Source organism: Shewanella aegiceratis, assembly GCF_019457495.1.
Lineage (GTDB): Bacteria > Pseudomonadota > Gammaproteobacteria > Enterobacterales > Shewanellaceae > Shewanella > Shewanella loihica.
In genome coordinates this window covers 437788-455211 of the sequence record NZ_CP080416.1, presented here as the reverse complement: position 1 = coordinate 455211, position 17424 = coordinate 437788, and the positions used below count along the sequence as shown (strand labels likewise).

The 17424-nt window shown below is 56.0% G+C and carries 16 protein-coding genes; all 16 read right to left on the bottom strand.

Annotated features, from left to right (window positions below):
* Positions 1–22: 22 nt before the first annotated feature.
* Positions 23–856, bottom strand: coding sequence for a carbon-nitrogen hydrolase family protein (locus K0H80_RS02070; protein ID WP_220072914.1), 834 nt, complete (start codon positions 854–856; stop codon positions 23–25).
* Complete coding sequence (locus K0H80_RS02065) at positions 780–5114, bottom strand: YhdP family protein (RefSeq protein WP_220072913.1); 4335 nt, start codon at positions 5112–5114, stop codon at positions 780–782. The genes K0H80_RS02070 and K0H80_RS02065 overlap by 77 nt, the downstream gene beginning before the upstream one ends.
* The gene (rng, locus tag K0H80_RS02060) at positions 5114–6616 is read right to left on the bottom strand and encodes a ribonuclease G (RefSeq protein WP_220072912.1); all 1503 of its coding nucleotides are present in this window, start codon (positions 6614–6616) and stop codon (positions 5114–5116) included. Before rng ends, K0H80_RS02065 begins: the two co-directional genes overlap by 1 nt.
* A 97-nt stretch (positions 6617–6713) precedes the next feature.
* Positions 6714–7301: a Maf family protein gene (locus K0H80_RS02055; RefSeq protein ID WP_286670256.1), complete on the bottom strand. Its 588-nt coding sequence runs from the start codon at positions 7299–7301 to the stop codon at positions 6714–6716.
* A gap of 2 nt (positions 7302–7303) precedes the next feature.
* Positions 7304–7792: a rod shape-determining protein MreD gene (gene mreD, locus K0H80_RS02050; RefSeq protein WP_011864211.1), complete on the bottom strand. Its 489-nt coding sequence runs from the start codon at positions 7790–7792 to the stop codon at positions 7304–7306.
* Positions 7789–8670 carry a rod shape-determining protein MreC gene (gene mreC, locus K0H80_RS02045; RefSeq protein WP_220059723.1) on the bottom strand — a complete coding sequence of 294 codons (882 nt, stop codon included), beginning with the start codon at positions 8668–8670 and terminating at the stop codon, positions 7789–7791. The genes mreD and mreC overlap by 4 nt, the downstream gene beginning before the upstream one ends.
* 134 nt (positions 8671–8804) lie before the next feature.
* Positions 8805–9854 carry a rod shape-determining protein gene (locus K0H80_RS02040; protein ID WP_011864209.1) on the bottom strand — a complete coding sequence of 350 codons (1050 nt, stop codon included), beginning with the start codon at positions 9852–9854 and terminating at the stop codon, positions 8805–8807.
* Between the two features lie 165 nt (positions 9855–10019).
* Positions 10020–12764 carry a DUF8470 domain-containing protein gene (locus tag K0H80_RS02035; protein ID WP_491572522.1) on the bottom strand — a complete coding sequence of 915 codons (2745 nt, stop codon included), beginning with the start codon at positions 12762–12764 and terminating at the stop codon, positions 10020–10022.
* Positions 12715–13152: an MSHA biogenesis protein MshP gene (locus K0H80_RS02030; protein WP_220072909.1), complete on the bottom strand. Its 438-nt coding sequence runs from the start codon at positions 13150–13152 to the stop codon at positions 12715–12717. Before K0H80_RS02030 ends, K0H80_RS02035 begins: the two co-directional genes overlap by 50 nt.
* A complete protein-coding gene (locus tag K0H80_RS02025) occupies positions 13142–13939 on the bottom strand; it encodes a PilW family protein (protein ID WP_220072908.1) in 798 nt (265 codons plus the stop codon). Before K0H80_RS02025 ends, K0H80_RS02030 begins: the two co-directional genes overlap by 11 nt.
* Positions 13939–14490 (bottom strand): type IV pilus modification PilV family protein, encoded by a 552-nt coding sequence (locus K0H80_RS02020; protein ID WP_220072907.1) that lies wholly within the window; start codon positions 14488–14490, stop codon positions 13939–13941. Before K0H80_RS02020 ends, K0H80_RS02025 begins: the two co-directional genes overlap by 1 nt.
* Entirely contained in the window at positions 14480–14929 is a 450-nt protein-coding gene (locus tag K0H80_RS02015) for a type II secretion system protein (RefSeq protein WP_220072906.1), read from the bottom strand. Before K0H80_RS02015 ends, K0H80_RS02020 begins: the two co-directional genes overlap by 11 nt.
* Before the next feature lie 145 nt (positions 14930–15074).
* On the bottom strand, positions 15075–15593 hold the full coding sequence (locus K0H80_RS02010; protein WP_220072905.1) for a type II secretion system protein: 519 nt from the start codon (positions 15591–15593) through the stop codon (positions 15075–15077).
* Positions 15594–15610: 17 nt separating this feature from the next.
* Positions 15611–16129, bottom strand: coding sequence for a type II secretion system protein (locus tag K0H80_RS02005; protein ID WP_220072904.1), 519 nt, complete (start codon positions 16127–16129; stop codon positions 15611–15613).
* Positions 16130–16218: 89 nt separating this feature from the next.
* Positions 16219–16833: a type IV pilin protein gene (locus tag K0H80_RS02000; protein WP_144200151.1), complete on the bottom strand. Its 615-nt coding sequence runs from the start codon at positions 16831–16833 to the stop codon at positions 16219–16221.
* Positions 16834–16927: 94 nt separating this feature from the next.
* Complete coding sequence (locus K0H80_RS01995; protein ID WP_144200020.1) at positions 16928–17419, bottom strand: hypothetical protein; 492 nt, start codon at positions 17417–17419, stop codon at positions 16928–16930.
* Positions 17420–17424 lie beyond the last annotated feature (5 nt).

Below are 17424 nucleotides of genomic sequence, written 5' to 3'. Positions count from 1 at the left end.
ATGGCGCTTGGAAGGCGCGATTTTATAATCTCTTTAATTTGGGTGGCTCGAAACGATTATGGGCGACCACAGGGATGTTGCGGCGTATCCCCTCTGTGGCCTTAAGGTCTATCTCTGCCGACAACCAGCCACAGCCTTCCGGCTTAATCGCCTGCACATCTCCCCAAGGAGAGATGACACAGGTGTGTCCCCAGGTTTCACGTTTACCCTGGTTGTGCTCGCCCCACTGGGCCGCCGCCAACAGGAAACACTGGGTCTCAATTGCCCTCGCCTGTAGCAGGGGCAGCCAGTGCGCCCGCCCGGTCACACGGGTAAAGGCCGCCGGCAGGACGATGATCTCCGCCCCCTGCAGGCGCATGGCGCGAAATAGATCGGCAAACCTAAGGTCATAGCATATCGCCATCCCGACCTTACCGAAAGGCGTATCGACGACGGTTACCCCCTCACCGGGGCAAAAGGTGTCGCTCTCCCGGTAAGACTTAGTGCCGTCGTCCACATCCACGTCGAACAAGTGCAGCTTGTCGTAGTGCCCTAGGGCCTCGCCGCTATCGTTAAACAGGTAGCTGCGGCTAAACACCCGCCCCTCATCGGCCAGGATAGGAATGGTGCCCGCCACCAGATAGATACCATATTGTTTCGCCAGCGCGGCCAGGGTCTGCTTGAGGTCGCTGTCGGCATCATTGCCGGCGTAGGCCAGCTGTTGACGCTCATGGCCACCAAACAGCAGGCAGCACTCGGGCAGCACCACCAGATGGGGGCGCTCGCCACCGACTAGGAGATCAAGCTGCTCGCGAATAAAGCTGAGGTTCTCCTCGACGTCGCGACCACTCTGACATTGTAATAGGCTGACCTGCATCGCTTGACTCCTTGTTCACTGGCTTTTCCTGTGACTCTCGCTGTTGCGGCGTCTCAGTTTTTTGCTCCACTGGCGCCTGCTGCCCGGTGGGCGTCTCCTTAAATTCTGGCATGGCGACGACCGCCGGCTTAGGGATCTCCACGTCCGATGGCATCACCTGCTCACCCGTCGCCGCTGCTGGCAGAGCGTCTGCCCCAGACTGCGCCGGATTCTGTTCTTGCTGCTCTTGTTTTAGTTGCGCTGGTTGTTCGCTCGCAGGCTGTTTGCTTTCTGGCAGATCGCTCTCGGACTGTTTATTTTCGGGCTTAGCTTCTGCGCCAGGCGCTTGTTGACGCGGCAAGACAGACTCGGGGATCTCTATCTCCTTGCTCTTACGCTCCAGCTCCTCCAGCTTAGGCTCAGACATGGTGCCCGTCAGCCTGAAGCGGATCTCGGAGATCACCTCGATCACCGGCTCCAATACTTTGGTCAGGGCGAAGGCGCCCAGACCCAGGGTCCAACCGCCGGTACTGAGCAGCACCACGGTGGGCACGCTGGAGGCCAGTTGCGGCACGAAGCGTATGTCGTAGTTCAGGCTCTCGGTGGTGAGGTCGGTATAGCCCCGCACCCTCATGTTACCGGCCACCGCATCCATCTCGGAATCTGTGGTCTTGACCACGCCGTTATCCAGCTTAAGGGTGCCGGTAAAGGCATTAAAGTAGAGTCCCTTGCCGAAGACGTCAGAGAAATCCAGCGACAGCTTACGCAGCAAGGAATCCAGGCTGAACAAAGAGAAGATGCGCGCCCCCTTGTCACTCACCTCAGACAGGTGTCCCTTACCCAGCTGGTAACTGATCTGGCCGTTGAGGGTCTCCAGCGAGAAGGCATAGGGCGCCCCCTGCCAGGACAGCTCGGCCTGCAGATCCAGCGGTGCCTCCTTGAGACCTGGGTCTATGCCCAGACGCTCCGAGACCTCATCGAACTGCTTGGCCTTGAGATCCACCTGAAACTCGGTCAGGTTCTGCCCGTCACTGTTGGACCAGGCGCCCTTACCCTTGAGGGAGATCCCCAGGGTCGTGATGGCGATAGTCTGGATCTGATAGTCGCCATTCTTGGGCGTTGCCTGCAACACCAGGTGGCCCAGCGGCTTGCCATAGACGCTGAACTGATCCACATCCACCGCTAGCGGCGGCAGTATGCTGAGCACCTCATCGCTTGCAACCTCAGACGCTTCGCCCTCCTTGCTCTCAGGCGCAAAGTTAAACCGGCTCGCCACCAGCTTTAAGCCCTGGGTCGACCAGTCTGGGTAGAAGTCCACCCGGCCGCTAAATTCGTTGGCGTTGCCCTCGAAGCGCCAACCATGTTCTGTGGGATGCGCCTCAAGATTCAGCTCGGTCAGCGGTTGCCCATAGAGGTTCAACTGGCGTACCTGACCATCGACCGCGATCAGCGGCGGGAAGAAGCTGCTCTTCTTAGGCTCGACTTCTGCCTGTACCAGCGGGGCTTCAGGCGCCTGCTCAGCTAAGGCTTCCCGCATGGCCAGGTCCAGTGAGGATTCCAGCGCGGCATCGCCCATGAATCCCTTGATGATTGGCAGCCAGGGGGCGAATTCGGTAGCAGGCATATCCAGCTGCAGATGACCGGCCTGACGCTTGAGTTGGTCGCCAGGCTTAAACAGGCGTCCCAGCAGCAGATCGAAGTGCGCCAGATGGTCGCCCGACTCCTCGTCGAAACCACCCCAGAACTCCATCTGATCCCCAAGCTTGGCCCCTAACGAGGCCTGCTTGTTGTCACCGATCAGCTCGAAGGAGAGGGCTCGCTGGCTGTCCGCCGTCTTGGCAAACTTGCCCGGCAGGCTCAGTTCGACGCCCTGCATGTCACTCTTCACCTGAGCCTGAATACGATAACCCAGTTCATCGAAGATCAGCGTCATGGCGCCCTGCCAATCCAGCTCGCCGCTGTAGTAATCCTTGAGGGGGTTGTCCAACATCGCCGGCAGCGAGGCCAGCGCCCACTGCCCCTGCATATCTAAGTTCAGGCCATAGTGCTTGTTGGTCTTGCCTGTGTCGAAGGTGAAACTCACGGGTTGCTCGAACAGACGCGCCTGTATCTTCTCGCCGGTGACCACCTCGTTGGCAAAGTAGACCTCGCCGGTCACCCCATCTAGCTGTACCCCCGGCTCGCTGATATAGACAGGGGTATTGTCGAACTTCACCTGTCCCAGTATCGCCTCTTTGCCACCATGATAGAGGGGGATGCTGAGATCCAGCTTGCCCGAAACCTCACCCTGCACCTGCACCACCTCTAGCGTGGCCCCGACCGTATCGGCCAGGGGTGAGCGTTGCAGCACCTGTTTCGCGGCCTCGCCCTGAGTGCGCAGATCCGCCTTCACCGTCAGCAGCGTCTGATGGCTCATGCGCGGGATGGCTACATGGGCGCCGTCGGCCGGCACCTGCATCAACATCCCCTTGTTCACCCAGATATCCATAGCCGCGTTCTCAAACAGGGCATTTAGGCTCAGGTCGGTCACCTCGGGCCAATCGGGCTGGAACCTGTAGCGGGCCTGATTCAATGAAAAACCGGCCTGGAACACACCGCTGTTGTCATCGTAGGGGAAATGCTTCAGTGGGCCGTTCCACACCACCTTGGCGTCCTGGCTCTGCCCCGCCTTGATGGCGCCGCTGAGGTAATCGACCAGAGATTCGGACATGGCATGCTTAGGGAAATAGTACTTGGCCCTCGCGGCGTTCTTCACCTGCACATCGGCCAGCAGGTTGAGGCTGGCCTCACCGGCAAAGCCCAGCTTCATGGCCGCATCGAGATCCAGGTCGGCATTATAGAAATGCAGCTTAGGGGCGATCAGCGCCGCCTCGCCCAGGGCATATTTCACCGTGAAGGCGTCACCCGCGAGGGACAATGCCTCCTCGAAACCGCCGTTAAAATCCAAGTGATACTGCTGCTCGGGCGCAGACAGATAGAGGTCGCTGCCCTGCATGCCGAGCATAAGGTCGATCGGCTCAGCCCCAGGGATGGCACCGCTGCCTTGCCAGGCAAACTGCTTGAGCTGCGCCGACAGGGCAAAGCCCTGCTGCGCGCCGTAACCCAGCTTGAGCTGCTCTATGCTGCCCTTGGGATCCATCGACTGCCACAGGTAGAGGCCATCGAGATCCATGCCGGGCACCAGGGGCAACAGAGGCAACAAGACCTCGGCATCCAGTTGATTGATACTAGCCATCAACATATCGTCACGCTTGCGCGCGCCGATATGCAGCGCCGGCCAAGCCTGACCATTGGTGACGAAGGCCAGATCTGAGCTGGTCAGTTGCCAGCCCGAGACCTGCGGCTGCCAGTTAAGCTGGCCAGCCTTAATTTCAAATTTTTGCTGCTCGCCCTTAAGCTGCCACTGTAGCCAGCTCGGCTCGAAGGCGACCGTCGCCGCGGTAAAGGCGCGGTTAGAAAACTCTGCCCAGGCCTGCAGGTTCACCACTCCCTCGAGCGGCAGCTTCTTGCCCGAGGCATAAGGATTTTCCTGGCGCGACGCCCACTCACCGAGATCCAGCGAGTTGGCCGCCAGATAGAGCTGACCGGTCAAGGACTCTGGGTTATGGCCATCGCCACGAATATCGACGGAGAGAGAGAGACGCTCAACCTCAGAGGCCTGCTCGTCGAGGAATAGCGCGCCCTCGGCTCTGTGGCGACCCGCCAGGTTGCGCCAGCGCAGATCCCTGATATGGATAGGTCGGTATTTGTGAGAGCGGCTGATCAGCTGCATGGTCACATCTGTGATGGCGAAGCGATCGAACTGCTCCAGCATCAGGGCATAGAGCCAATCGGTATTCTGCTCCACCACTGGGGTATCGCTGCTCTGCTGACCGTTACCGGCTTGACTGATACGGTCGAGATCCAGGGCAATCTTGACCCCCTCGAAGATCACATTCTCTATCTGGGGTGACGCCGAAACCAGGCTATCCCAGAAATCCAGCTTGAGGTGGACATTGTCTATGATGAAGGTGACCGGCAGGTTTTCCTGCACCGGCAAGACCAGATTCTTGATGGTCACCGCAGGGCCGAACGCCTGCCACTCGGCGGTGAGCTCGCTGACCTCGACCTTGACCTGATACTGCTCATAGATATAACTCACCAGCTCCTGACGGACCTGATCCAGCTTAGGTAGCAGGCCTCTGAACAGGCTGACGCTCAAGGCAAAGAGCACCACTATGATGGCGATCATCTGCCAGCATAGCCGGCCGAAGGTGCGGGGACAGAATGGGCGTGACACTACATTATCACCACATCGAATTTGTTTTGCGCATACATGGGCTCGTTTTGCAGGCGAACATGCTTGCCGATATAGGCGCCGAGTTCAGCCACCAGATGGCTCTCCTCGCCGGTGAGGCTGTTGTAGACACTCGGGGCACAGTAGACCAGAAACTCGTCGGCATCATAGCCGCGATTGAGGCGGATAATTTCGCGGAAGATCTCGTAAGAAACTGTCTCGACCGTCTTCAGGCTACCTGTGCCGAAACAGGCCGGACACTCACCGCACAGCACATGCTCTAGGCTCTCGCGGGTACGCTTACGGGTCATCTCCACCAGGCCGAGCCCCGAGAAGCCGCTGACATTGGTCTTCACCCTGTCGTTGGCCAGCGCCGCCTCCAGGGTGCTGAGTACACGCTTCTTATGGTCTTCGTTCAACATGTCGATGAAATCGATAATGATGATCCCCCCCAGATTGCGCAGGCGCAATTGGCGAGCGATGGCGTGGGTCGCCTCCAGGTTGGTGTTGAATATAGTCTCTTCCAGGTTGCGATGGCCGACGAAGGCCCCTGTGTTGATATCCACAGTCGTCATGGCCTCGGTCTGATCTATGATCAGATAACCGCCTGACTTGAGCTCCACCTTACGTCCCAAGGCGCGCTGCACCTCGTTCTCCACATCGTAGAGATCGAAGATGGGCACCCGGCCGGAATAGTGTTCTATCTTGTCGGCGATCTCGGGCATAAACTCCAGGGTAAACTGCAGCAGCTCCTCATAGGTCTGGCCGGAATCCACCTGGATCTGATCCAGCTCGGTACCGACGAAGTCGCGCACGATACGCACAGGCAGGGCGAGATCTTGATAGAGCAGAGAGACGCCCGGACGCTTGCGACGCTCGCACACCTTGGCCCAGACCCGGCGCAGGAAGGCTGCGTCTTGAATCAGCTCCTGCTCACCGGCATTCTCGGCGGCGGTACGAATGATGAAGCCACCATCTTCGTCGACGAAGGGCTCGGTCAGTCCCTTGAGACGAGCACGCACCTCTTCGGATTCGATGCGCTGCGATACGCCCACGTGGCTGGAGCCCGGCATGAAGACCAGATAACGCGAGGGTAAGGTGATATCTGTGGTGAGGCGCGCGCCCTTGGTGCCCAGGGGATCTTTTACCACCTGTACCATGATGTCCTGACCCTGGCGCACTAGCTCGGCGATATCACGTACCACGAAGTTGCCCTTCTCGACGTCGGCGACACACTCGGTATGGGGCACGATATCTGAGGCATGGAGGAAGGCGGCCTTGTCCAGACCGATATCCACGAAGGCGGCCTGCATGCCAGGCAATACCCGGCTGACCTTACCCTTGTAGATGTTGCCCACCAAGCCACGCTTCATGCGGCGCTCGATATGCACCTCTTGCAAGATGCCATATTCCACCAGCGCCACCCGCGCCTCGGTAGGCGTCACATTGATCAATAACTCAGAACCTATCTTCTTCTGTACTCTGTTTTTGACTATGTGACTCATGTTTACTCACTCAAATATGATTAATGCATTAACGGCCTAAGGACCGTTAATTTTAGAACAACTTAGACCTAAATGGCTCAATCTATTGGGTAAAACGCTAAACGGGTAACAGCTGCATCTCGACCAGAAGGGCCCGGGTTTCCACCAGAGGCAGTCCTACCACCGCCGAATAACTGCCGTCGATGGCCTCGACGAAACAGCCGCCTAAGCCCTGAATGCCATAGGCACCGGCCTTATCCATGGGCTCGCCGGTGGCGATATAGGCCAAGATAGCCTGTTCTGTTAGGCCGCAAAATTGCACTTTAGTTTCAACTAATCGAGACAGAGTCCGCTCACCGTCGGTAACCGCCACCGCGGTCATCACGCTATGACGCTTGCCCGACAGGGCGCTAAGCATCTGCCTGGCGTCCTGCTCATCCTTAGGCTTACCTAAGATGTCACCGTCCAATACCACTATAGTATCTGAGCCCAGCACCACGGCGCCCGCCTGTCCCCAGAGCGCCAGACCAGCTTGCGCCTTCTCGATCGCCAGACGTACCGCGAACGCCTCGGCACTTTCCCCAGCCCTATGGCTCTCGTCGATGTCGGCGGATAGCGCCTCGAAAGCAAATTCGGGGTCGCCAAGAGCCACTTGAGCCAGCAGCTCGCGACGACGAGGAGAGGAAGAGGCTAATACCAGTTGCATCATTATCTCACTTTATAAATACGGCGAATGCGTCTCAGCATCCAAAATACCCAAGGCCAGATGATCAGGCTCGACAGAGCCGGCAGGAACAGGCTGACATCGAAGCTCGCCACGTTCACCACAAACTGTACCCAGAACACCAGCAGATGGTGCAGGCACACCAGGCTGGCCACCATCAGGGCCTGTTGCCACATGGGGAAGTTACGCAGGCGCTGGAAATGCAGTACCACCACATAGATCACCAGCGACATAGAGAGCGCACGTATGCCGAGGTGGGCCCCCAGCAGGATATCCAGCAAGACGCCCAGCACCCAGGCTGAAAGGATGTTGTAGCGGTGCGGCAGCGCCATCGCCCAGTAGATCATCACCAGCAACAGCCAGTCGGGGCGCCAGCCCTCGACTAGGCCGGGCAGCGGCATGATCTGAAATAACATGGCCAGGAGGAAGCTTAACCAGACCACCCAACGACCGTGGGGAATATGCATGCTCATGGCGTCTCCTCCGCTTGCGGCTGGGCATCGGCTTCAGCTTCGACCGGCTCGGCTTGCTCACTCTGATTGCCGTCAGGCCAGATCAACAGCAGGTAACGGATACGGTCCAGTGCCGCCAAAGGCTGGGCCGTGACGGTGGCATAGCTCTGGCCATCGTCGCGCTCGACCGTCATGATGCGCGCCACGGGGTAGCCTTCGGGAAAGCGTTTACCCAGACCCGAGGAGACCAGCAGATCGCCAACCCTGAGATCTGTACTCTTGGCCACGTGACGCAGCTCCAGCTCGTCGAGCTCGCCAATTCCCTGGGCCACCAGGCGCACATCGTTACGGGTCACCCGCACAGGGATGGCGTGGGTCACGTCTGAAATCAACAGCACCCGGCTGGTCAGCTCGCTGATCTCCACCACCTGACCGACGACGCCATGGGCGTCCACAACGGGCTGACCGACGAAGACGCCGCTGCGGGCACCATGGTTGAGCACCACATAGTGACGAAAGGGATCGCTGGCCACTTCCATCACCTCGGCCACCATCTTCTTGGAGTCCATGTGTACCGGAGAGCCCAGCAGGGCGCGCAGACGATCGTTTTCCTGTCTCAGGTGCTCGAAGCGCTGCAGACGCTCGCTCATCAGGAGTTGTTGCCGCAGCAGCTGCTTGTTCTGCTTGGCCAGCATGTTACGGGTGGCGATACTCTCGGCGGACCAATCCAGGATGGCACCGGGGATGTTAGCCACGTATTGAAGCGGGCTGAGCACAGAGGAGATAGATTGGCGCACCGGTTCCAGCCTATCGTTGGCCACCAGTAAGATCACCGACAAAACGATTGCCAATGTGAGCCTGAATTGATTCGAAATACCGCGGGCAAAAATAGGTTTCATAAAACACTTAAGGCAGCGAACCCGGTACCCACTTTTTACCCATTCACCTTGTGGTGTCTGGGCGGCGAGCCATCATTTACTATGCCTCGCCAGGGGTGTAACCAGAGTCTTGCTGCCTATTTTCTTGAGCCGAATTAGTTTTCGTCAGAGAAGAGATCACCGCCATGCATGTCGATCATCTCTAATGCCTTACCACCACCACGGGCCACACAGGTCAGCGGATCGTCGGCCACCATCACAGGGATGCCGGTCTCTTGCATCAACAGACGGTCGAGGTCACGCAGCAGCGCGCCACCGCCAGTCAGTACCATGCCGCGCTCAGAGATATCTGAGGCCAGTTCTGGTGGAGACTGTTCCAGTGCAACCATCACGGCACTAACGATGCCAGAGAGTGGCTCTTGCAGTGCCTCTAAGATCTCGTTGCTGTTCAGGGTAAAGCTACGTGGTACCCCTTCGGCCAAGTTGCGACCGCGCACTTCGATCTCCAGCACTTCGTCACCCGGATAGGCGGTGCCTATGGTGTGCTTGATGCGCTCAGCCGTGGCCTCACCGATCAGGCTGCCATAGTTGCGACGCACATAGTTGATGATGGCATCGTCAAACTTGTCGCCACCGATACGCACAGAAGAAGAATAAACCACGCCGTTTAGTGAGATGATGGCCACCTCGGTAGTACCACCACCGATATCCACCACCATAGAACCTGTTGCTTCCGACACAGGCAGACCGGCACCGATAGCGGCCGCCATTGGCTCTTCGATCAGATAGACTTCGCGAGCACCTGCGCCCATGGCCGATTCACGAATCGCACGACGCTCAACCTGAGTGGCTCCCACTGGCACACACACCAAGACGCGTGGGCTTGGGCGGAATACGCTGTTGTTGTGTACCTGTTTGATGAAGTGCTGCAGCATCTTCTCGGTCACATAGAAGTCGGCGATCACACCGTCTTTCATTGGACGAATGGCTTGAATGTTGCCCGGCGTACGACCCAGCATCTGCTTAGCTTCTGTTCCCACGGCGGCAACCGATTTTTGGCCGCCGCTGCCGCGTTCGCCTCGAATTGCAACAACCGAAGGCTCATTTAACACTATGCCCTCTTCGCGAACGTAAATTAAGGTGTTAGCCGTACCCAAATCGATCGAAAGATCGTTAGAAAAAATGCCACGCAGCTTCTTGAACATGTAACCAGCCTGTCTCAGTGGAGTCGGAAAAATAAAAATCAGGTAACTTTATCAATGCCCCCCGCATTCCACAAGGATATTATGCTGATCCTTAGATAAATATCTGTTCATCATTGGGGCTTGTGTCAGCCTAAGTGAACACTCGCTCAGCAATTGGTTGATAGGCTATTTCACTTCCCGCCAATAGATGATCTTATCGTGTCCGCGATAGGTGCCAAAATAGGCATTAGCCCTCGGGTCAAACAAGCTATCGGCAGCGTTCCCCGGATAGTTCCAATATCCCTTGAGCCAAGGTTCAACATGCAACTTAAGGGGCACCTCGCCCGCCTGATTGGGGATGGCGAAATAGAGATTGCCCACGCCATTCACCAGAGCGCCACTGCGCAGCGACAATCCACTATCGCTATAGGCCTGCAGATCGGGGAAGCCCGAAGGTAGGATGCGATACAGGCCAGAGGTTGCCGACTCGCCGGCATCTAAGGAGGTCTGGGTATTAAAAATCGAGCAATTATCATCGCCATTTAATGTCCAGGTTGGCACGCCAGCAGTCACGCTTGAAACATATTCGCTATGCATTGGCAGACGCAGGCTCTCCGACTGAGGACCATAGCCGTTTTCCAGCACCAGACGGCCATAGCGCAGCTCGAAGGCCTTACCGTCGCCGATATCGCTGAAGGTAAATCCGTGGCAAGGGGCCGAGGCGCTGTCGCGATAACAGATGCCATCTTCATCGCTGACATCCAGCGCCGACAAAACCAGATCAAACTTGGCATCGAAGGGTTCCAGTGGCGTCTTGGTGCGCAGGTAACTCGGCTGGGCGCCGATCAACTCAGCGACATTGGGTGAGCCGCGATAATTGACCCGGCCTGAGAGTGCCGGCGCCTGACTGTCGCCAATCACAGCTAGCCCTGTGCTGTCTTGATAGCTGCGCTCAGCCCACTGATTGCGCTCTGCCTCATCCCTGTGTTTGTAACGCCACCAATCGCCGATCTGGTAATTGCTGGTAACCTTATCTTGGGCATTTAACCCCGCCACCTGAATGTTTGGCTCGGCGCCCGTTTTAAAGCCGAAGGGCTGATCCAGATAGGTAAATGCGCCGCAGCTCTGGGCCGCCTCAGGGGTATTGCCTGTAATGCTTAGGTAGGCTGGCGTGAAACGGCCAAATACCTCGCTGCTGGACTGGCTGGCGGGAATGGCTACTCCCTCGTAACTAACGTCCGCGCCAAGCGCCACCTGCATGGTGCCCACCTCGCTCCAGCTTTGATCATTAATGATCTGGGCGCTAACGCCAGATGATAGCGAGAACGACAGGCTATCATGGCCTAACACGCCGTTTACCCCGGTATCGGGCTGCACCACCTGTGACACCACAGACAGGCCGCCATGCTCGAAATTTTGCAGCGCGCTATTGTCACTGAAATCCTTATCGTCATCGCTCTGCCAACAGGCCGCAGTCACCTGCATGCTAAAGGGTTCACCCGCCGCGGCCAGTACCTTACAGTCAGCGTCATAGGGATCACTGGCATCACAGCGCCCATTGGCACTGACATTGGCAAAATGAAAACCGGCGGGCGCCGAGGTAAAGCTATCGCTATGGGTGAGCACTAGCGTCTCTGAGCCTCCGGCAGGACGCGAAACAGTGTGGTTATGTTCGGCGCTAAGCGTCACCACGCCCGCCTCTGGGTAGTTGGCCGACAGACTGGCAACTCCATCACCGTTAAAATGCACCTGCATTGTCTGAGTGCCGCCACCAGCGATCGCTATCGAGTCAGTCGGCGATAACAGGCTATTCAGGGTAAGCTTAGCCGGGTTGTTGACCACGGCCGGGCGCAGATAATCGAAGCCGAAGCTAATCGTCTTGGTCTGGTTGGCAAACAGGGGCTTACACTGCTGCGTCTGAGTATCTTTGGTCACAGCAAACAAATTAAAGCTGTTACCCATCTTACAGGCCGTGCTGTCGGGCACATCGAAATAGAATCCCGTATCGGCAAAGTCGAGCAGGCACTGGGCATTAGCCACCAGAGCACCGTCGATATAACAGCGATAGGGCGCGGATGGTGCCGTGGCACCTAGCCCCAGGAGCACGCTTCCGCCATCTGGGTGCCAGACCTGGGTTTGAGCCGAGCCGGTAAAGCCGACATCGGCATATTTCACGCCGTTCTTGGTTAACTCGACGCTCGAAGAGACACTCGCCTGGGTCGAACAGTCATCGTTGACACAGGCACGCAGCAGGATATCTTTGGCGGCACAGCTCAGCGCATCCGAGGTAAATTCGAGCCGGTAATGGTCGACACTCACACCGCCCTTGTCACACATGCCGCCGAAGTCGGCATCATCCACAGCTCCCAGGTCGACATCCGCTCCACCATTGCCGCCAAAACTCAGGCTCCCCCCTGATGCGATGGCGCCATCTATCCAAGCATTGCCGGTAAAAGTCACAGTGCCGGCAACATAGAGGATGCCGTTGATATAGTTCTGCCCGGCGACAGAGAGATCGCCCCTGACATAGATGATCAGGTTTTCGGCATTGCCAGATGCATTGATGCTGGCATTATTCATCGACAGGTTATCGAAGTAGAGTCGAGCCGTTTTCCCCGTGGTGCTCATATAGGATTTATTTTGAAAATCACCAGTAGCAAAGTCGTAATCCCCGGGAGCGAACCGTGAACTGTGCCCAGAACATCCCCACTTAGTACAAGTGAGGTTGCCGAGTCTAGGCCCAATATCATCGGGCGGCACCAGGCCGGGATTATGGTTTCCGGTTGGCGGGTCGGTAAAGATCGCATCACACTGAGGCACGGCGAAAACCCCTGTGGAGAAGACTAGGTAAAACAAACTAGCAAGCAAGGTTAGCAAGAGTCTATTCACGGGCCTCGACCTCCACCTTACGATTGACGCGCAGACAGGCATCACCGTCGCAGTTGCCCACGGCGCAGGTCGCCTCACTGCCGATAAGATATTGGGTCACGCTGTCACTCCCTGTCGCCACTGTGGTCTGATTGCAGCTTAACACCACACTACAGCCATGAAAGCCCACCACATTCGGCGGCGTCCAACTAGCAGAGACGCTAGAACAACCGACCACAGCACCGCTTAGGGGAAACAGCTGCGCCAGGGCGACATCGGCGCCGCTGTTCGCCGCGGCGAAGGCGCGGGTTGCCAACACCTCCAGGTTTACCCCCTCGTCGGCATCGCTGACGATATTGATCAGCGCCGCCGCCATCAGAAACATCACGGTAATGATGAAAATGCCTATCACTAGGGCGCTGCCTCGCTGGCTGGCTCGATTAGGGAACATTGATCACCTGCACCTGATGTTGATATTGAAAGGTCTGGCCATTCACCTCGAAACGGGGCGACAGCTGCACCACGGCATTGTTAACCAGTGTACCCGGCGTGTAGTGAATCGGCGCCTCGCTGCCTAAGTTATTGACCACATGCTGGCCCATCAAGGCCCCCGTCCCCATCTGCGCCGGTGTCGGCTGGGTGGTCTGAACCCCGTAGCCGTCGTAACGCCTGATATCGCCACTGCTTAAGAAACAGTAACTCACGGCGCCATTGACCATAAAATAGCGCTTCTGAGGTGATGCCTCATCGAAACGCAGCGCATTGTTAAACTCGATCTGATTGCCACTCAGCTGTTTAACATCGAAGATACGCCCCTGTGTGGTCGACGGACTGTCTTGATAGAGCTGAGCAGGTGAAAGCGGATAGATCACCATCTTGTGGGTCAGATTGATTCCCTGGGCCGGGAGCATCACGCTGCCGCTGTCTGCGGCGCTGTCTGGCGCTATCGGCAAACTGATATAGCTGGCGCTAGCTGTGATAGGCATAAACTCTATGCATTGTGCATCGCTTGAGCCGGCCACCCGGATGCTATTTGGCAGGGCATTACGCAGCTCCCGCGTCATACGCTCAATCACGAAACGGCTCTGGCTCAGCACCTGATCCACAGAGCTGGATTCGACGAAGATACGGGTGCCCAAGATCACGAAGCTGCTCACCCCGACCACCAGGATGCCGAGTATGATGATGACGGTCACCATCTCGACCAGGGTGAAGCCCTTGTTAGTTTGCAGCCGCATCAGTAGTTACTCCGCAGCGCATGATAGGTGATCACCTCGCCACTGGGTGTGGTCACATTGATCGCCACCAGCTTGCTGTTCTTGTCGCTGCCGGGATAACTCACGCTGACCGATATTAGGTAGTTAATATATTCCTGAGCATAGGTGCGATCCGAGTTGAGCATCTTGCTGGTCTGAGTCAGGCCATGATAGTCATCCACATCGCGATAGGCGTTGCGATCGAGTCCGCCCGCGCCAAAGTTGGCCTCATCGGTACAGGGCAGCCCTGCTGGCAATCCAAGGTCTGGCCTGGCCGCTGCGCCACAGGCGGGCACGCCGCCATTGGGATTGCTGTTCTGATCGTAACGCTTGCCCCAGATCTCGTTGAGCAGGGAATGGGCCAGCTCGGCAGAGCGCACCCTGTGAAGGGTTTCGGCGGCGCGATCCGCCTGGGGAAACAGCATGCTGGTGAGCATAACCAGGGCGATACCAAGCACTATCATGCCCACGACCAATTCGATCAGGGTAAAGCCTGAGGCGCGCCTTGGTAAGATGGCTCTGCTAGCGTCCATGAATATACCCCTGGCTCTCTATGCTGAGGTCTAAGGTTTCATCGGCGGCGACCTTAATGGTGCAGCCCGTAGCGCAGCTGCCCGTCACCCTGCCATCACGATCGAAGGTAAGGGTAAAGCTGTTTAAGCCACCTAAACTCAGGCTGGTCTGGCGGGGGAGCGACTGGGCATTGCCAGTGACCGTCAGGCTGTTGCAGTCGGCGCCAAAGATGTCGGCACGATAACTTGTCTCCGTCACACTTACCTTGTAGCAGCGATCCAGATTATTCAGCGCCATCAGCTGGACTCGTCTGAGCTCGCTAATCAGTTCGTCTCTCAAGGTATAGGCGCTGTAGCTAGAGGCGGTAAAGAAGCGCGGCAAGACCACCACAGATAAAATGGCAATCAAGATGATGGTAGTGACCAGCTCCACAAGGGTAAAACCTTGTTGTTTATTCATCGACACCCCAGCCGCAACACGCTGATAGCGTTAAACTTTCTAATAACCTACAGAGTATGGCAAATATTGCCATCGATTTCAGTAATTAGTCTCTCGCCACAGACAAAAAAGGCCTGCATTGCAGGCCTTTAGAAACAAAACAGGCTTAACAACCTGTAACGATCGTATTGACTGTAATTGCGCCGTAAGCAGTTAACCCATTTACATATTGCACATAACAAGTGCCTGCATCTTGGGCAGCTTTAGGGCTAGTTTGGCCCTGTGGATAAAAGTAAATGCTGTTTGTTGCCGAATCTTCAACATACAACCATTCGGCAGTGGTACCTGAAGACGCGGCATTAATGTCTAACGCATTGGCCAAGCTACCGGTCCAAATAGCCTTTGCATGACCATAGTTCAATGCCACTGTTGTACCCGCAGCATCTACCGTGACTGTCGGCGCAGGAGTTGCGGTACTTGCTTGAGTTTCGTTGCCTGCAATCAAGGATTTAGAATGCACTAAGCTATCCGCTCCTTTTATTGTCGCTTCCAATCCAGAGACTGTCGATTTACGGGCGTCGCTCTGCAGGTTAATAAACTTAGGTGCGGCGGTCACAGCTAAAATGCCTAAAATGATGATGACCACAACTAACTCGATTAATGTAAAACCTTTTTGATTACTCATTTTTGCTATTCCCTAAATTAACAACCTGATTTTTCTACTTTATATTGAGGTAATGCACCGTTAGATGCAGATTGTTTATACTCCACCCAACATTTAGACGTATCAGATGGTGTTTTGTCACCTGGATGAATAATAATTGCTCCAGTTAAAGTCGTGGTTACATTTGGAGAATCGACTATCGTCCACTCAGGCTGAGATGAAGTCGTATCGATATCCAATGCTAAAACTAAATCGGCCGATGCTTGTTTTAAGTAACCATATACTGAGTTGATAGTTACATCGTTACTCGTATCGCTATCACCCTTATCATCTAAAATCACGGTGCCAGCCGACTTCGACTCTTGCCCTTGGATAGCAGCTTTGGAATAAACTAAGGTATTGGCGCCTTGCAACGAGGCTTTCAAACCTTCCAACGTCGATGCTCGCGCATCGCTCTGTAAGTTAATAAACTTAGGCGCTGCGGTCACGGCCAGAATCCCTAAGATGATGATCACAACCACTAGCTCGATCAGTGTAAAGCCGTTTTGCTTCTTCATGTCGTACCCTTGTTATTTTCGCTTCTGCTAACTTTTAACATTCAACTTTTATAAAATTCTGTTGGCCTCGCCGAGGGCAAGGCGCAAGATTAATTGGTAAAACTCAACACCTGGCCAGTACCTGGGTTGTAGAGAATACCTTTGGCGTTGGCGGTGGCCAGATCAGGTGTAGGTGTCGGCACGCCCGTGGTTGGGTTTAATGCCAGCGAGGTCACCTGATGGTAGACACAGAGATCTAAGTTGGTCACCTGAGTGCCATCGATGGCAACTCCATTACCACCGGCGCCATCCAGTACCCGCGCGGTAAAGCGCTGATTACGGGCATCCTGATTAAAGAGCACGTTACGCGGCGCCCCCTGGAGAATATTCTGGAATACCTCCTGACAGGCGGCATCTGTCATACCGGTCGCACTCACGATACCACTGCCCGAGGTCAAGCCCGTTGGAAAACCGAAACGGGTATCCAGGGAGATCTGCGTACCATCGAGCACCACATTGGCATTATTACGACCATCCACCTCCCATTGGGAGCGCACGAAGCTTACCGCAGTGGCTAAACCACCCGCTACGCCGTCTACGCTAGCATCTTCTGCATCGTCGGTCACATTCAAAAAACGGGGAATGGCAGTGGCCGCCAAAATTCCCAGGATCACAATCACGATCACCAGCTCGATCAGAGAGAAACCGCTCTGTTTGGTTGGCATGTTTTGGGCTCGCATTTTCATAAAAAACTCCCTTAGATAATCCTGATAATTCTAGCAGTTACAGCAAATTATAAAACCTTAGAAGTCGCTAAATTCAGCGATCTGTCAAAAAAATAACGCGTCCACTAGTGAGTTGGTAACTCAATCGATCACCGTTATTAGCAATATAACTACAAACCTCTCCAGCCTGGTCCGCTTGTGTAACAATTTTGGCTAAATCATCCCGGCCACCCAACAGCTGCCACCAGAGGGTCTTGCAGTTCTCCTCTGTGATTTGCGCTAAGGTTGGCCAACCCTGTTCGCTCATCTTGATCAGGGGTTGCTCGCCGTCCCTGAGTTCCATGGCCGTGGACCAGTCGAGATGCATCTCGGCAGGGCGCCCCTGCACCAACCATTGAGAGCGCACCATGGCCAGCACATTCAGCAGGCGGCTGTGCTCCAGCTTCAGCCCCTGAGAAGAGACCTGATCCACCTTGGCAAAATAACCGTAACCCAGTACCCCCAAGATGAGCAAGAGCACCACTATGGCGATCATCTTGCCGTAGGCCTGCATCAGCTCGCTGTCGACCCGTGTCTGGTTCTCCATCAGCA

Coding starts and splice junctions, on each gene's coding strand:
- K0H80_RS02070 (WP_220072914.1), bottom strand. CDS start 856: ATGCAGGTCAGCCTATTACAATGTCAGAGTGGTCGCGACGTCGAGGAG.
- rng (WP_220072912.1), bottom strand. CDS start 6,616: ATGAGTCACATAGTCAAAAACAGAGTACAGAAGAAGATAGGTTCTGAG.
- K0H80_RS02055 (WP_286670256.1), bottom strand. CDS start 7,301: ATGCAACTGGTATTAGCCTCTTCCTCTCCTCGTCGTCGCGAGCTGCTG.
- mreD (WP_011864211.1), bottom strand. CDS start 7,792: ATGAGCATGCATATTCCCCACGGTCGTTGGGTGGTCTGGTTAAGCTTC.
- mreC (WP_220059723.1), bottom strand. CDS start 8,670: ATGAAACCTATTTTTGCCCGCGGTATTTCGAATCAATTCAGGCTCACA.
- K0H80_RS02040 (WP_011864209.1), bottom strand. CDS start 9,854: ATGTTCAAGAAGCTGCGTGGCATTTTTTCTAACGATCTTTCGATCGAT.
- K0H80_RS02035 (WP_491572522.1), bottom strand. CDS start 12,764: ATGCCTGTCTGCGCGTCAATCGTAAGGTGGAGGTCGAGGCCCGTGAAT.
- K0H80_RS02030 (WP_220072909.1), bottom strand. CDS start 13,152: ATGTTCCCTAATCGAGCCAGCCAGCGAGGCAGCGCCCTAGTGATAGGC.
- K0H80_RS02025 (WP_220072908.1), bottom strand. CDS start 13,939: ATGCGGCTGCAAACTAACAAGGGCTTCACCCTGGTCGAGATGGTGACC.
- K0H80_RS02020 (WP_220072907.1), bottom strand. CDS start 14,490: ATGGACGCTAGCAGAGCCATCTTACCAAGGCGCGCCTCAGGCTTTACC.
- K0H80_RS02015 (WP_220072906.1), bottom strand. CDS start 14,929: ATGAATAAACAACAAGGTTTTACCCTTGTGGAGCTGGTCACTACCATC.
- K0H80_RS02010 (WP_220072905.1), bottom strand. CDS start 15,593: ATGAGTAATCAAAAAGGTTTTACATTAATCGAGTTAGTTGTGGTCATC.
- K0H80_RS02005 (WP_220072904.1), bottom strand. CDS start 16,129: ATGAAGAAGCAAAACGGCTTTACACTGATCGAGCTAGTGGTTGTGATC.
- K0H80_RS02000 (WP_144200151.1), bottom strand. CDS start 16,833: ATGCCAACCAAACAGAGCGGTTTCTCTCTGATCGAGCTGGTGATCGTG.
- K0H80_RS01995 (WP_144200020.1), bottom strand. CDS start 17,419: ATGGAGAACCAGACACGGGTCGACAGCGAGCTGATGCAGGCCTACGGC.